This is a genomic window from Streptomyces sp. NPDC005728 (genome assembly GCF_040630895.1).
GTDB lineage: Bacteria > Actinomycetota > Actinomycetes > Streptomycetales > Streptomycetaceae > Streptomyces.
In genome coordinates this window covers 69,664-83,534 of sequence record NZ_JBEXYL010000009.1, presented here as the reverse complement: position 1 = coordinate 83,534, position 13,871 = coordinate 69,664, and the positions used below count along the sequence as shown (strand labels likewise).

13 protein-coding genes are annotated in these 13,871 nt (G+C 71.8%); 5 read left to right on the top strand and 8 right to left on the bottom strand.

The window, feature by feature from the left end; all coding sequences use genetic code 11:
- Positions 1–6: 6 nt before the first annotated feature.
- Genes ABZ471_RS09345 through ABZ471_RS09310 form a run of 8 tightly spaced genes read right to left on the bottom strand, consistent with a single transcriptional unit; the run spans position 7 to position 6,848 of the window.
- On the bottom strand, positions 7–2,001 hold the full coding sequence (locus tag ABZ471_RS09345) for an NADH-quinone oxidoreductase subunit L (RefSeq protein WP_359064204.1): 1,995 nt from the start codon (positions 1,999–2,001) through the stop codon (positions 7–9).
- Positions 1,998–2,384, bottom strand: coding sequence for an NADH-quinone oxidoreductase subunit NuoK (gene nuoK, locus ABZ471_RS09340; protein ID WP_359064202.1), 387 nt, complete (start codon positions 2,382–2,384; stop codon positions 1,998–2,000). Before nuoK ends, ABZ471_RS09345 begins: the two co-directional genes overlap by 4 nt.
- Positions 2,384–3,004: an NADH-quinone oxidoreductase subunit J gene (locus ABZ471_RS09335; protein WP_359064200.1), complete on the bottom strand. Its 621-nt coding sequence runs from the start codon at positions 3,002–3,004 to the stop codon at positions 2,384–2,386. The genes nuoK and ABZ471_RS09335 overlap by 1 nt, the downstream gene beginning before the upstream one ends.
- Complete coding sequence (locus ABZ471_RS09330; protein WP_359064198.1) at positions 3,001–3,552, bottom strand: NADH-quinone oxidoreductase subunit I; 552 nt, start codon at positions 3,550–3,552, stop codon at positions 3,001–3,003. Before ABZ471_RS09330 ends, ABZ471_RS09335 begins: the two co-directional genes overlap by 4 nt.
- The gene (locus tag ABZ471_RS09325; protein ID WP_359064196.1) at positions 3,552–4,520 is read right to left on the bottom strand and encodes a complex I subunit 1 family protein; all 969 of its coding nucleotides are present in this window, start codon (positions 4,518–4,520) and stop codon (positions 3,552–3,554) included. Before ABZ471_RS09325 ends, ABZ471_RS09330 begins: the two co-directional genes overlap by 1 nt.
- Complete coding sequence (locus tag ABZ471_RS09320; RefSeq protein WP_359064194.1) at positions 4,517–5,821, bottom strand: NADH-quinone oxidoreductase subunit C; 1,305 nt, start codon at positions 5,819–5,821, stop codon at positions 4,517–4,519. The genes ABZ471_RS09325 and ABZ471_RS09320 overlap by 4 nt, the downstream gene beginning before the upstream one ends.
- Positions 5,818–6,441, bottom strand: a complete 624-nt coding sequence (locus tag ABZ471_RS09315; RefSeq protein ID WP_359064191.1) for an NADH-quinone oxidoreductase subunit B family protein — start codon at positions 6,439–6,441, stop codon at positions 5,818–5,820. The genes ABZ471_RS09320 and ABZ471_RS09315 overlap by 4 nt, the downstream gene beginning before the upstream one ends.
- Positions 6,432–6,848, bottom strand: coding sequence for an NADH-quinone oxidoreductase subunit A (locus ABZ471_RS09310; protein ID WP_359064189.1), 417 nt, complete (start codon positions 6,846–6,848; stop codon positions 6,432–6,434). The genes ABZ471_RS09315 and ABZ471_RS09310 overlap by 10 nt, the downstream gene beginning before the upstream one ends.
- Positions 6,849–7,069: 221 nt before the next feature.
- On the opposite strand from ABZ471_RS09310, the gene ABZ471_RS09305 reads away from it, so the two are divergent.
- The 5 genes from ABZ471_RS09305 to ABZ471_RS09285 all read left to right on the top strand — a co-directional run bounded on the left by ABZ471_RS09305 (position 7,070) and on the right by ABZ471_RS09285 (position 13,869).
- A complete protein-coding gene (locus ABZ471_RS09305; protein WP_359064187.1) occupies positions 7,070–8,257 on the top strand; it encodes a sensor domain-containing protein in 1,188 nt (395 codons plus the stop codon).
- 156 nt (positions 8,258–8,413) lie between these two features.
- On the top strand, positions 8,414–9,778 hold the full coding sequence (locus ABZ471_RS09300) for a sensor domain-containing protein (RefSeq protein ID WP_359064185.1): 1,365 nt from the start codon (positions 8,414–8,416) through the stop codon (positions 9,776–9,778).
- A 164-nt stretch (positions 9,779–9,942) separates the two neighbouring features.
- The gene (locus ABZ471_RS09295) at positions 9,943–10,602 is read left to right on the top strand and encodes a response regulator transcription factor (RefSeq protein ID WP_359064324.1); all 660 of its coding nucleotides are present in this window, start codon (positions 9,943–9,945) and stop codon (positions 10,600–10,602) included.
- A 284-nt stretch (positions 10,603–10,886) separates the two neighbouring features.
- Complete coding sequence (locus tag ABZ471_RS09290; protein ID WP_359064182.1) at positions 10,887–12,815, top strand: 2-oxoacid:acceptor oxidoreductase subunit alpha; 1,929 nt, start codon at positions 10,887–10,889, stop codon at positions 12,813–12,815.
- Positions 12,808–13,869: a 2-oxoacid:ferredoxin oxidoreductase subunit beta gene (locus ABZ471_RS09285; protein WP_359064180.1), complete on the top strand. Its 1,062-nt coding sequence runs from the start codon at positions 12,808–12,810 to the stop codon at positions 13,867–13,869. The genes ABZ471_RS09290 and ABZ471_RS09285 overlap by 8 nt, the downstream gene beginning before the upstream one ends.
- Positions 13,870–13,871 lie beyond the last annotated feature (2 nt).

Here is a 13,871-nt window from a genome sequence, read left to right as displayed (position 1 = left end):
GCCTGCTCACGCTCCCGTGGCGACGAGGAGGGCGGCGACCGCCAGGACGACGGTGCCGGCGAGCAGCGCGCTCACATAGGTCTGGACGTTGCCGGTCTGCGCGCGCCGCACGGCTGCGCCGAGCAGGCGGGGCAGGGCGGCCGCGCCGCGTACGTAGGTGTCGACGACCTCGCTGTCGAGGAACCGGACGAGACTCGCCCCGGCCTGGACCGGGCGGACGAACAGCGCCGCGTACACGGCGTCCAGGTGGAAGCCGACGGCCGCGTGCCGGTACAGCGGGCCGAGCAGCAGCCGGCCGGGGTCCGCCGCGTCGGGCGCGTAGGCGATGTTGCCGTAGACCGGCTCGTGGCTGGCGATGGCTTCGGCCTCGACCAGGCCCGCGCCGTCCTCGGGATGGGCGGCGACCGCGCCCGTCGGGATGCGGGCGGCGAGCGCGCTGGTGCGTTGCCAGGCGCCGTAGGCCAGGAGTCCGCCCACCAGCGCGAGGCCCGTGCCGAGGATGGAGGTGAGGAGCGTCGGGGTCAGGTCGCGGCCGTCGAACCAGCCGGGCAGCGAGCGGTAGGCGAGCCCGCCGAAGGCCAGGGAGGGCACGGCCAGGACCCACAGCACCACGGTCATCGTCAGGGGCTGGCGGCCGTGGTCGGGGGCCTCGGCACCCCGGCCGCGGAAGGCCAGCAGCCACAGGCGTGCGGCGTAGGCGGCGGTGAGCAGGGCCGTCAGCAGACCGGCGACGAGGACGATCCAGCCCGCCGCCCCGGGGGCCTGGTCGGTGTGACCGGTGGCCGCGTGCTCGGCGGCGCCGAGGACGGACTCCTTGGAGAAGAAGCCGCTGAAGGGCGGGATCGCGGCGAGCGCGAGGAGCGCCACGGTCATCGTCCAGTAGGCGTCCGGGACGCGGTCGCGCAGGTGACTCATGCGGGACATGGCGGCCAGCGAGTTGGTGCCGGCTGCGTGGATGATCACGCCGGCGGCGAGGAACAGCAGCGCCTTGAAGGCGCCGTGCGACAGGAGGTGGAAGACGGCGGCACCGCGGTCGCCGACGGCTAGGGCGCCGGTCATGTAGCCGAGCTGGCCGATCGTCGAGTAGGCGAGGACGCGCTTGATGTCGTCCTGGGCGAGCGCGGCGAGGCCGGAGCCGGCCATCGTGACGGCGGCCATCACGGCGAGGACCACCATCGCGGCCTGGGACGCCTCGAACAGCGGAAGGAGACGGGCGACGAAGTAGACACCGGCGGCGACCATCGTCGCGGCGTGGATCAGCGCCGAGACGGGCGTCGGGCCCGCCATCGCGTCGGGGAGCCAGGTGTGCAGCGGGAACTGCGCCGACTTGCCGGCCACGCCGGCGAGCAGCAGCAGGGCGATCAGGGTGGGGTGGTCGATGCCGCCGCTCGCCACGGCCCCCAGGACGCGGGTGATGCGGAACGACCCGGCGTCGGTGGCCAGGGCGAACAGGCCGATGAGGAACGGCACGTCGCCGAGCTTGGTGACGAGGAAGGCCTTCAGGGAGGCGGCGCGGGCCTCGGGGGTCTCCCAGTAGTGGCCGACGAGGAAGTAGGAGCAGATGCCCATGACTTCCCAGCCGACCAGCAGCACCATCAGGTCGCCCGAGTAGACGACCACGAGCATCGCGGAGGTGAACAGGGAGACGAGGGCCGCGTAGGAGGGGTAGCGCGGGTCGTCGCGCAGGTAGCCCGTCGAGTAGATCTGCACGCAGGTCGCGACGAAGGCCACCAGGACGGCGACGAGCGCGGCGAAGCCGTCGATGTACAGGGCCAGCTCGATCGGCACGGAACCGGTCGGGGTCAGCTCGGTGTGGGTCTCGATGGGCTGGCCGCCACCCTGACGCACGGCGACCAGCGCGGCCAGCACCAGGGCGGCCAGGGTCGGCAGCACGGCGAGCGGGCGGACGAAACCGGGGGCGGTGCGCCCCAGGAGCAGGCCGGCCGCTGCGCCCAGGAACGGCAGGAGGGGGACGAGGACGGCGAGGGTGGTCGTGGTCACGCGGTGGCCTCAGCCTTCTCGGCCGCGGGGGCGTCGGTGTCGGGGCCGCCGGTGTCGTCGCCGTGGCCCTCGGCGGTGTCGCGGAGCTTGTCGATGTCGGAGGTGCCGCGGTTGCGGTACACGGCGAGCACGATCGCCAGGCCGATGCCGATCTCGGCGGCGGCGATGGCGATGGTGAACAGGGTCAGCGCCTGACCGGAGTGCAGGGTCTCCTGGGCGGCCCGGCTGAGCCAGACGTCGAAGGCGACCAGGTTGAGGTTGACGGCGTTGAGCATCAGCTCGACCGACATCAGGACGAGGATCGCGTTGCGGCGGGCGAGGACGCCGTACAGGCCCGTGCAGAAGAGGAGCGCCGACAGAACCGCGGGATAGGCGAGGTGCATCAGCGGGCGCCTTCCTTCTCGCCGGGGGCGGCCACGGGGGTGTCCGCGACGGCCGGTGTGCCGGGGGTGCCGGGGGCAGCGTCCGCCTTCGCCTTGCGGGACAGGACGATCGCGCCGACCAGGGCCGCGAGGAGGAGGACGGACAGGGCCTCGAAGGGCAGGACCCAGTTCTGGAACAGGCTCTCGCCGGTGACGCGGGTGGTGCCGGCGGCGGGGCCGTCCAGGTCGATCCAGGTCGCGCGGAACGCGTCGACGACCACCCACACCAGGGCGCCGGCGGCGACGACCGCGACGGCGAGGGCGATCCAGCGGTTGCCGGAGTCGGCGTCCGGGGAGCGGCCGATGGGGGCCTTGGTGAGCATCAAGCCGAACAGGAGGAGGACGACGACGGAACCCACGTAGATGAGGACCTGCACCCAGGCGATGAACTCGGCGGTGAGCAGGAGGTACTCGACGGCGAGGCCGCCGAGGGTGACCACCAGCCACAGTGCGGCGTGCACCAGCTGCCGGGTGGTGACGGTGACGAGGGCCGCGCCGAAGGTGGCCAGGCCGACGAGCAGGAACGCGATCTCGACCCCGGTCGGGGACAGGAAGCCGTGCTGGGCTGCGGCGAGGCTCACGAGTCCCCCTCCTGTGGTGCGGCCTGCGCGGCCGCCAACTTCTCGGCGGTCTTACGGGCGGCGGCGATCTCCTTCGGCTCCTCCGCGGCGGCGTCCAGGGCGGGCGGGGCCGGGACGGTCCACATCCACTCGCGGAGCTTGTCGCGCTCGTGGGTGAGTTCGCGGATGTCGGTCTCGGCGTACTCGAACTCCGGGGACCAGAACAGGGCGTCGAAAGGACACACCTCGATGCAGATGCCGCAGTACATGCACAGGGAGAAGTCGATGGCGAACCGGTCGAGGACGTTGCGGCTGCGCTCACGCCCGCCGGGGGCGGCCGCGGGGACCGTCTCCTTGTGGGAGTCGATGTAGATGCACCAGTCGGGGCACTCGCGGGCGCACAGCATGCAGACCGTGCAGTTCTCCTCGAACAGGCCGATCACTCCGCGTGTACGGGGCGGCAGCTCGGGCTGGGCGTCCGGGTACTGCTCGGTGACGGACTTCCTCGTCATCGTGCGCAGGGTGACGGCCAGGCCCTTGGCGAGGCCGGAGCCAGGAACGGGAGCCACTAGGAGATCACCACCTTGACGACGCCGGTGAGGGCGATCTGGGCGAGGGAGAGGGGGACGAGGAGGGTCCAGGAGAGCTTCTGCAGCTGGTCCTCGCGCAGCCGGGGGTAGGTCACGCGAAGCCAGATGACGACGAAGGCGAGGATCGCGGTCTTCAGCAGGGTCCACAGCCAGCCCAGGCCGTCGGCGCCCCAGGGTCCGTGCCAGCCGCCCAGGAACAGGACGGTGGTCAGACCGCACAGGACGACGATCCCGGCGTACTCGGCGAGCAGGAACAGGGCGAACCTGAGGCCGGTGTACTCGGTGTACGCGCCGAAGATGATCTCCGAGTCGGCGACGGGCATGTCGAAGGGCGGGCGCTGCAGCTCGGCGAGGCCGGCCACGAAGAACACGACCGCGCCCACGATCTGCCAGGGCAGCCACCACCAGTGGAAGGCGTGCAGGATGCCCGGCAGGGAGACGGTTCCGGCCGCCATGGCCACGGAGGCGGCGGCGAGCAGCATCGGAAGCTCGTAGGCGAGCAGTTGGGCGGCCGTGCGCAGGCCGCCGAGCAGGGAGAACTTGTTCGCGCTGGCCCAGCCGGCCATGAGCGAGCCGAGGACGCCCACGCCCATCACCGCGAGCACGAAGAAGACGCCCGCGTCCAGGACCTGGCCGACCGCCCCCGCGCTCGGACCGATCGGGATGGCGAGCAGCACGAGCAGGTACGGCAGCAGGGCCACGGCGGGAGCCAGCTGGAAGATGCGGCGGTCGGCGCCCGCCGGGACCACGTCCTCCTTCTGCGCGAACTTCACGCCGTCGGCGATGAGCTGGGCCCAGCCGTGGAATCCGCCCGCGTACATCGGGCCGAGACGGCCCTGCATGTGGGCCATCACCTTGTGCTCGGTCTGGCCGACGATCAGCGGGAAGGTGAGGAAGACGGCGAACACGACCAGGAGTCGCAGGGCGACGTCCAGCGCGTCGTTCACTGCGGGCCTCCTGTGGGGTCGTCGGGGGTGCTGTGGTCGGAAGGTGCCTTGCCCTCTTCGGGCTGCGGCTCGGGCACACGGTCCTCTGCCGGTGCCGGTGCCGGTGCCGGTGCCGGCGTCGGCGGCTGCTCCGGCGCCCGCTCCGCCTCCGGCTCCGGCGCCTGCGTCGGCTCCCGCTCCGGCGGCTGCTGCTGCTCGTCGAACGCCGGGCGCGCGTGGTGCCACGGGGCGTCCGAGCTGCGCGGGGCCGTGCTCCGGCGGGCGGAGCTGTCCGGTTCCGTCCGGTCGGTGGGCGGCTGCGGTTCCGGTGCCTGGGCGCGCTGAGAGGCCGTGCCGCCCGAGGCGCTGCGTGCGCGGCGCGGACCTGCCGGTGCCGAGCCGGGCTCAGGTACCGCCGGGGCTTCGGCAGCCGTTTCCGCGGCTGCCTGGCTCACCGAGCCCTCGCTCGCGCTCCTCGTCCGACGCGGCCGAGCAGCGGCTCCGGCAGCCCCGGTGACCCCAGCGGCTCCGGCAGCTCCGGCAGCTCCGGCAGCTCCGGCAGCTCCGGCAGCTCCAGCCTCGCCGGCAGCCCCAGCCTCGCCTGCGGCGGTCTGGCTCGCGGAGCCATCCGCCGCCGTGCGTGCCCGCCGTACCGGACGCTCGGCGCCCGCCGGACGCTCCCCGGCCGCCCGTACCGGACGCTCGCCGACGGCGCGCCCGGCGCCGCGGGCCGGGCGCGCGGGGGCGGGCGGCAGCTGGCCCTTCAGGGGGCCCCACTCGTTCGGGTCCGGGACGCCCGGCGGCAGCATCTGGCGCCGCTTGGGCCCGCCGTGCTCGGACTCGCCCGGCTCCTTGGCGCCGGGCCAGGCCTTGGCGACCCGGGCGGCGAGGACGAAGTCCTTGCGCAGGGGGTGGCCCTCGAAGGTCTCCGGGAGGAGGAGGTGTTCCAGGCCCGGGTGGCCCTCGAAGACGACCCCGAACATCTCGTGGGTCTCGCGCTCGTGCCAGGCGGCGCCCGCGTAGACGCCCACGGCGGAGGGCAGCGTCGGCGCCTCGTGCGGGACCGTCGTCCGCACGAGCAGACGGCGGACCGGCGCGAGGGCGACGACGTGCGCGGAGACGCGGAAGCCCGTGCCCGGTTCGTCGACCGCGCTCAGCCAGTCGAAGTAGGTGCAGGACAGGGTCGTACGGGCCGTCTCCAGTGCGGTGAGCCAGGCGGACGGCGGGACGTCCACGGTCAGGACCTCGTACGACTCCTCGGCCGTGGCCTCTGGGCCGAAGAGTTCCTCGGCGGGGGCGGGCAGCCAGCCGGCCGCGCTCATCGCGCACCCTCCTCAGAAGAAGCAGCAGCAGAAGACGCGGGCGGCGGGGGCTTCACCAGGCCGCTCTGCAGGGCCGCAGCGGACGGCCTGGACGTCCCGTACCGCTCCTCCAGCGATTCGCGGGCGATCTTCTCCTGGAGCTTGAGGATGCCCTGGAGCAGCGCCTCGGGGCGCGGCGGGCAGCCGGGGACGTACACGTCGACCGGGATGATCTGGTCGACGCCCTTGGTGACGGAGTAGGAGTCCCAGTACGGGCCGCCGCAGTTGGAGCAGGCGCCGAAGGAGATGACGTACTTGGGTTCCGGCATCTGCTCGTACAGCCGCTTCACGGCCGGGGCCATCTTGTCCGTGACCGTGCCGGAGACGACCATCAGGTCGGCCTGGCGGGGGCCCGGCGCGAAGGGGATCACGCCGAGGCGGATGAAGTCGTGGCGGGCCATCGACGCGGCGATGAACTCGATCGCGCAGCAGGCGAGACCGAAGTTGAACACCCACAGCGAGTAGCGGCGGCCCCAGTTCAGGACCACCTTCATCGGCTCGGGGGCGAGCCGGGCGAGGGCGCCCAGCCGCTTCGGCTCGGGAAGCAGGAGAGGCTCCGCACCAGACGGGTTCACGTCCATGTCAGGACCCCCTTCTTGTAGGCGTACAGCAGGCCCACGGCGAGGAAGCCGAGGAAGATGAACATCTCCACCAGGGTCGTCGCGCCGTAGCCGGGGGCGGCGAAGACCGTCGCCCAGGGGAACAGGAAGATCGAGTCGACCGCGAAGATCACGTAGAGGAAGGCGTAGACGTAGTAGCGGACCTGGGTGTGGGCCCAGCCCTCGCCGACGGGGTCGACGCCGCACTCGTAGGTCAGGAGTTTCTCGGGGGTGGGCACGACGGGGCGCAGCAGGCGTCCGGCGCCGAAGGCGACCGCGACGAAGAGCACGCCGACGAGGGCGAGCAGTCCCACGACCGAGTAGGACCGGAAGTAGCCGGCCGCGAGGTCCACCGCGGCGACCGTCGAGTTTCCCAACGTCTCCCGCACCGTCCGCCCTCACTCCCTGACCTCGTGAGTTGGCGCATCCTGTGATGCACCGTGATTCGAGGATCTGTACGCACGGGAGTCTAGGCCCTGATAAAGACAGGGTAAGCAGTCCGTCACACCGTGAGAAGTGAGGACGGTGCGGAGGGTGGGGTTTTCCCCAGGGCACGGCAGGCGGCGGACCGCATGGCGCAACGGGGGCCGGGCACGGCAGGCTGGCCGGTATGACCGCTCCCGCCTCCGCCGCCGACCGGACCGACGGCTCCGACCGTCTCCCTCCGGCCCGGTTCGCCCTCACTGCGCACACCTGGAAGGAGATCACGCATCTCCTGCTCAACCTGCCGGTGGCGCTGCTCGGCTTCACCTACGTGTTCACCGTGGTGCTCGTCAGCGGAATCCTGACGCTCACGGTGATCGGGCTCCCGCTGCTGGCCCTCTGTCTGCTGGGCGCCCGGCAGCTGGGCAAGCTGGAGCGGGGCCGGGCCCGGGCGCTGCTCGGGGTGCGCGTCGAGGAGCCGACGCCGCTGCCGATCGCCAGGGGCGGGGGGCCGCTGCAGCGGCTGTTGCTGGCGCTGAAGGACCCGGTGGGCTGGCGGACGCTGTTGTACGACTTCATCCGGCTGCCCTGGGGCATCCTCACCTTCTGCATCATTCTGACCTCGCTGTTCGTGCTGTGGCCTGTGCTGCCGTTTCTCGCGCGGGGGCTGGCCAACGTGGACCGGGCGATGGTGCGCGGGCTGCTGTCCCCCTCCGACGAGCTGGAACGCCGTATCGCCGAACTGGAGTCGGACCGCGGGGTCGTGGTCGACACGGCCGCCGCCGATCTGCGCCGCATCGAGCGGGACCTGCACGACGGTGCGCAGGCCCGGCTGGTGAACCTGGCCATGGGGCTCGGCCTGGCGAAGGAGAAGCTGCTGGAGGGCCAGGCCGACCAGCACGTGGCGGCGATGGTGGAGGAGGCGCACGGCGAGGTGAAGCTCGCGCTGCAGGAACTGCGCGATCTCGCCCGGGGCATCCATCCGGCCGTGCTGACCGACCGCGGCCTGGACGCGGCCCTGTCCTCGGTCGCCTCCCGGTGCACGGTGCCGGTGAAGGTGACGGCGGACCTGCCCGAGCGGCCGGCGGCCGCCATCGAGGGCATCGCCTACTTCACGGTCTCCGAGCTGCTGCAGAACATCAGCAAGCACAGCGGGGCGCGCTCCGCCTCGGTGGACGTGTGGCGCACGCAGGACCGGCTGCTCATCCAGGTCCGGGACGACGGCTGCGGGGGTGCCGGCCTGGAGGGCGGCAGCGGGATGCGGGGCCTGGCGGAGCGGCTGGGCGCGGTGGACGGCCTGTTCGTGGTCGACTCGCCGCCCGGCGGCCCGACGCTGGTCACGGCGGAGCTGCCCTGGCGGGACCGCAAGGAATAGCTGCCGCCCTGGCAGGGGTGCGCGGGCGCCCGCGCGGGGTGGGGAAAACCCCCGGTCCAAGAGACCGACGGCCTCCATGGTCCGGAAGGCCGCGGCACACCAGGCTGGAGATACGGCGAGCACCGCCGCCAGGACGACGAGAACGGGACGACGCCGATGGCCACGGAGTACGGACAGGGGTACGGGCACGGACACGGGCACCCGGCCGGATCCGGCTTCCCCACTCCCGACGGGGAACGGCGGCACGTGCTGCCCGCCGCACTGCGGGCGCCCGTCGAGGCGCGCAGCTGGCGCGAGTTCGGCTATGTGCTGCTGAGCCTGCCGATCGCCGTCGTGCTGTTCAGCTGGACGGTCACCATGGTGGCGCTCGGCGCGGGCCTGCTGGTGACCTTCCTCGGGATCCCGGTGCTGGCGATGGCGCTCGCCGGCTGCCGGGGCTTCGGCGCGCTGGAGCGCACGCGGGCGCGCGCGCTGCTGCGCCTGGACGTGGCCGACCCGGAGCCGCTGCGGTCGCACAAGCCGGGCGTGTTCCCGTGGATGGGCGCGCTGCTGAAGAGCGGCACGTCGTGGCGGCATCTGCTCTACGGGCTGCTGCACTTCCCGTGGGCGGTGTTCTCGTTCGTCGTGGCGGTGAACTTCTGGGTGTACGGCTGGGCCCTGCTGACGTACCCGCTGTGGTTCTGGCTGTTCCCGATGTACGGCGGCCAGGGCGGCCTGCAGCTGTACGGCGACGAGCACCACAGCGTGTATCTCGACAACCCGTTCGAGATCACCGTGACCGCGCTGGTCGGACTGCTGTTCACGCTGGCCACGCCGTGGATCGTCCGGGCGCTGACGACGGTGGACGGGCTGCTGGTGCGCGGGCTGCTCGGGCCGTCGCGGCTGTCGGCGCGGGTCGTGGAGCTGGAGTCGGACCGCGGGGTCGTGGTCGACACGGCCGCCGCCGATCTGCGCCGCATCGAGCGGGACCTGCACGACGGTGCGCAGGCCCGGCTGGTGAGCCTGGCCATGGATCTGGGTCTGGCCAAGGAGAAGCTGCGGGAGGACCCGCGGGCGGCGGCCCGGATGGTGGAGGACGCCCACGGTGAGGTGAAGACGGCCCTGCAGGAGCTGCGCGACCTGGCGCGCGGGATCCATCCGGCCGTGCTCACCGACCGCGGCCTGGACGCGGCCCTGTCCTCGGTCGCCTCCCGGTGCACGGTGCCGGTGCGGGTGGAGGTCGACCTGCCGTTCCGGCCGGCCCCGGCCATCGAGGGCATCGCCTACTTCACCGTCTCCGAGCTGCTGCAGAACATCAGCAAGCACAGCCGGGCGCGCTCCGCCTCGGTGGACGTGTGGCGCTCGGAGGACCGGCTGATGGTCCAGGTGATGGACGACGGGACGGGCGGCGCGGACGCGTCCCGCGGCTCGGGCCTGGCGGGTCTGGCCGGCCGTCTGGACGCGGTGGACGGGATCCTGGTGGTGGACTCCCCGCCGGGCGGCCCCACCCGGGTGATCGCCGAGCTGCCCTGGCGGGCCTGAGAGCGCGCGAGAGCGCGCGCGTCCGCGGCGGCACGACCCCTGCGGTACACGCCTGATTCCCCAGCTCCTGCGCACGACGGCCCGAATGCTGGAATGCTGGACTTCCGTATGGGACGCCGTCGGAAGGTCGGGCTGTGGGGGGCCGGGAGATCGTGGAGGACAGGGTGCGCGTGGTCATCGCCGAGGACTCGGTGCTGCTTCGGGAGGGCCTGACCCGGTTGCTGACCGACCGCGGGCACGACGTCGTGGCCGGAGTCGGCGACGCGGAGGCACTGATCAAGACCATCGCCGACCTCGACGCCCAGGGCGCCCTGCCCGACGTGGTGGTGGCGGACGTACGGATGCCGCCGACGCACACCGACGAGGGCGTGCGGGCGGCCGTACGGCTGCGCAAGGCGCATCCGGGGCTCGGGGTGCTGGTGCTGTCGCAGTACGTGGAGGAGCGCTACGCCACCGAACTGCTGGCCGGTTCCAGCCGGGGCGTGGGCTATCTGCTCAAGGACCGGGTCGCCGAGGTGCGGGAGTTCGTCGACGCGGTGGTGCGGGTGGCCGAGGGCGGTACGGCGCTGGACCCGGAGGTGGTCGCGCAGCTGCTCGGGCGCAGCCGCAAGCAGGACGTGCTGACGGGGCTCACGCCGCGGGAGCGCGAGGTGCTGGGGCTGATGGCGGAGGGGCGGACGAACTCGGCCATCGCCCGGCAACTGGTGGTCAGCGACGGAGCCGTGGAGAAGCACGTCAGCAACATCTTCCTGAAGCTCGGGCTGTCCCCGAGCGACGGCGACCACCGGCGTGTTCTGGCCGTTCTCACCTATCTGAACTCGTAGCGGGCCGACACTGTGTCAGCAGCACGTCAGCCCGTCCGGCTTCCGTGGAAGCCGGACAGCCGGACGGGAGACCGCAGGAGAGAACCGACGAACGCGCGGGGAGCGTCTTGAACGATGCTCCAGCGGCGCGGGACATCATGAGAAGCAGCGCGACAGGCCGTCTCGAAATGTCGTCCATCATACGGATGGCCACGGGAAGGCGACCCTAACGGACGTAGGGTTGATCCTGGGATGGTCCGTGGGAAGACCATGCCGGACAGCCGCCTCGAAGGAGGTCCAGTTCAGTGACCAGCCAGGTCAGCAGCCCAGCGGAGCAGGCCGACGGAACCGTCGTGGGAGAGCAGCGCAAACCGGGCGGAGCGAAGGACGTCCGGCGCCTGGACCGGGTGATCATCCGGTTCGCCGGGGACTCGGGTGACGGCATGCAGCTCACCGGTGACCGCTTCACCTCGGAGACCGCGTCCTTCGGCAACGACCTCTCCACCCTCCCGAACTTCCCGGCCGAGATCCGTGCTCCCGCCGGCACGCTGCCCGGCGTCTCCTCGTTCCAGCTCCACTTCGCCGACCACGACATCCTCACCCCGGGCGATGCGCCGAACGTGCTGGTCGCGATGAACCCGGCGGCCCTGAAGGCCAACATCGGCGACCTGCCGCGCGGCGCCGAGATCATCGTCAACACGGACGAGTTCACCAAGCGTGCGCTGCAGAAGGTCGGCTACGCCGCCTCCCCGCTGGAGGACGGCTCGCTGGACGGTTACAGCCTGCACACCGTGCCTCTGACCAGCCTCACCGTCGAGGCGCTGAAGGAGTTCGACCTCTCCCGCAAGGAGGCCGAGCGCAGCAAGAACATGTTCGCCCTCGGCCTGCTGTCCTGGATGTACCACCGGCCCACCGAGGGCACCGAGAAGTTCCTGCAGACGAAATTCGCGAAGAAGCCGCACATCGCGGCCGCCAACATCGCCGCGTTCCGCGCGGGCTGGAACTTCGGCGAGACGACGGAGGAGTTCGCGGTCTCCTACGAGGTCGCGCCGGCCGCCAAGGCCTTCCCGGTCGGCACCTACCGCAACATCTCCGGGAACCTGGCCCTGGCCTACGGCCTGGTCACCGCGTCCCGGCAGGCGGACCTGCCGCTGTTCCTGGGCTCGTACCCGATCACGCCGGCGTCGGACATCCTGCACGAGCTGAGCAAGCACAAGAACTTCGGCGTGCGGACCTTCCAGGCGGAGGACGAGATCGCCGGCATCGGCGCGGCGCTGGGGGCGGCCTTCGGCGGCTCGCTCGCGGTGACCACGACGAGCGGCCCCGGTGTCGCCCTGAAGAGCGAGACGATCGGGCTCGCGGTGTCGCTGGAGCTGCCGCTGCTGGTGGTCGACATCCAGCGCGGCGGCCCCTCCACCGGGCTGCCGACCAAGACCGAGCAGGCGGACCTGCTGCAGGCGATGTTCGGCCGCAACGGCGAGGCTCCGGTCCCGGTCATCGCCCCGCAGACCCCGGGCGACTGCTTCGACGCGGCGCTGGAGGCCGCCAGGATCGCGCTGACGTACCGCACGCCGGTGTTCCTGCTCTCCGACGGCTACCTGGCGAACGGCTCCGAGCCGTGGCGGATCCCGGACCTGGACGAGCTGCCGGACCTGCGCGTGCAGTTCGCGTCCGGCCCGAACCACACGCTGGAGGACGGCACCGAGGTCTTCTGGCCGTACAAGCGCGACCCGCAGACGCTGGCCCGCCCGTGGGCGGTCCCGGGCACGCCGGGCCTGGAGCACCGTATCGGCGGCATCGAGAAGCAGGACGGCACGGGCAACATCTCCTACGACCCGGCCAACCACGACTTCATGGTCCGCACCCGGCAGGCGAAGATCGACGGCATCGCGGTCCCGGACATCGAGGTGGACGACCCGCACGGCGCGAAGACGCTGGTCCTGGGCTGGGGCTCGACGTACGGGCCGATCACGGCCGCGGTACGGCGGCTGCGCGCGGCCGGCGAGTCGATCGCGCAGGCGCACCTGCGCCACCTCAACCCCTTCCCGCGCAACCTCGGCGCGGTCCTGGGGCGGTACGACAGGGTGGTCGTCCCCGAGATGAACCTCGGGCAGCTCGCCACCCTGATCCGGGCGAAGTACCTGGTCGACGCCCACTCGTACAACCAGGTCAACGGCATGCCGTTCAAGGCGGAACAGCTCGCCGCCGCGCTGAAGGAGGCCATCGATGACTGACGCCACCAACGGGCTGCTGCAGCTGGTCCCCAAGGCGGAGGCCAAGCAGTCGATGAAGGACTTCAAGTCCGACCAGGAGGTGCGCTGGTGCCCGGGCTGCGGTGACTACGCGATCCTGGCCGCCGTCCAGGGGTTCATGCCGGAGCTGGGCCTGGCGAAGGAGAACATCGTCTTCGTCTCGGGCATCGGCTGCTCGTCCCGGTTCCCGTACTACATGAACACCTACGGGATGCACTCCATCCACGGCCGCGCCCCCGCCATCGCGACGGGCCTGGCGTCCTCCCGCCGGGACCTGAGCGTGTGGGTGGTCACCGGTGACGGCGACGCCCTGTCCATCGGCGGCAACCACCTGATCCACGCCCTGCGCCGCAACGTCAACCTGAAGATCCTGCTGTTCAACAACCGGATCTATGGCCTGACCAAGGGCCAGTACAGCCCGACCTCCGAGGTCGGCAAGATCACCAAGTCGACGCCGATGGGCTCGCTGGACGCGCCGTTCAACCCGGTGTCGCTGGCGATCGGCGCGGAGGCGTCCTTCGTCGCCCGCACGATCGACTCCGACCGCAAGCACCTGACCGAGGTGCTGCGCGCGGCCGCCGACCACCAGGGCACGGCCCTGATCGAGATCTACCAGAACTGCAACATCTTCAACGACGGCGCCTTCGACGCCCTCAAGGACAAGCAGCAGGCCGAGGAGGCGTTGATCCGCCTGGAGCACGGGCAGCCGATCCGGTTCGGTGCCGACGGCGCACGTGGTGTCGTACGGGACCGGCAGACCGGCGACCTGGAAGTGGTGACGGTGACCCCGGAGAACGAGGCGGAGATCCTGGTGCACGACGTGCACACCGCGTCCCCCACCACCGCCTTCGCCCTCTCCCGGCTGGCCGACCCCGACACGCTGCACCACACACCGATCGGCGTGTTCCGCTCCGTCGAGCGGCCGGTCTACGACACCCAGATGTCCGACCAGCTGGACACGGCCATCGAGCAGCACGGCAAGGGCGACCTGGCCGCACTGCTGGCCGGCGGCGACACCTGGACGGTCGTCGGCTGACG

Excerpts from the sequence above, each read along its gene's own strand:
- nuoK (WP_359064202.1), bottom strand. The coding sequence starts at position 2,384 with ATGCACCTCGCCTATCCCGCGGTTCTGTCGGCGCTCCTCTTCTGCACG.
- ABZ471_RS09320 (WP_359064194.1), bottom strand. The coding sequence starts at position 5,821 with ATGAGCGCGGCCGGCTGGCTGCCCGCCCCCGCCGAGGAACTCTTCGGC.
- ABZ471_RS09315 (WP_359064191.1), bottom strand. The coding sequence starts at position 6,441 with ATGGACGTGAACCCGTCTGGTGCGGAGCCTCTCCTGCTTCCCGAGCCG.
- ABZ471_RS09305 (WP_359064187.1), top strand. The coding sequence starts at position 7,070 with ATGACCGCTCCCGCCTCCGCCGCCGACCGGACCGACGGCTCCGACCGT.
- ABZ471_RS09300 (WP_359064185.1), top strand. The coding sequence starts at position 8,414 with ATGGCCACGGAGTACGGACAGGGGTACGGGCACGGACACGGGCACCCG.
- ABZ471_RS09285 (WP_359064180.1), top strand. The coding sequence starts at position 12,808 with ATGACTGACGCCACCAACGGGCTGCTGCAGCTGGTCCCCAAGGCGGAG.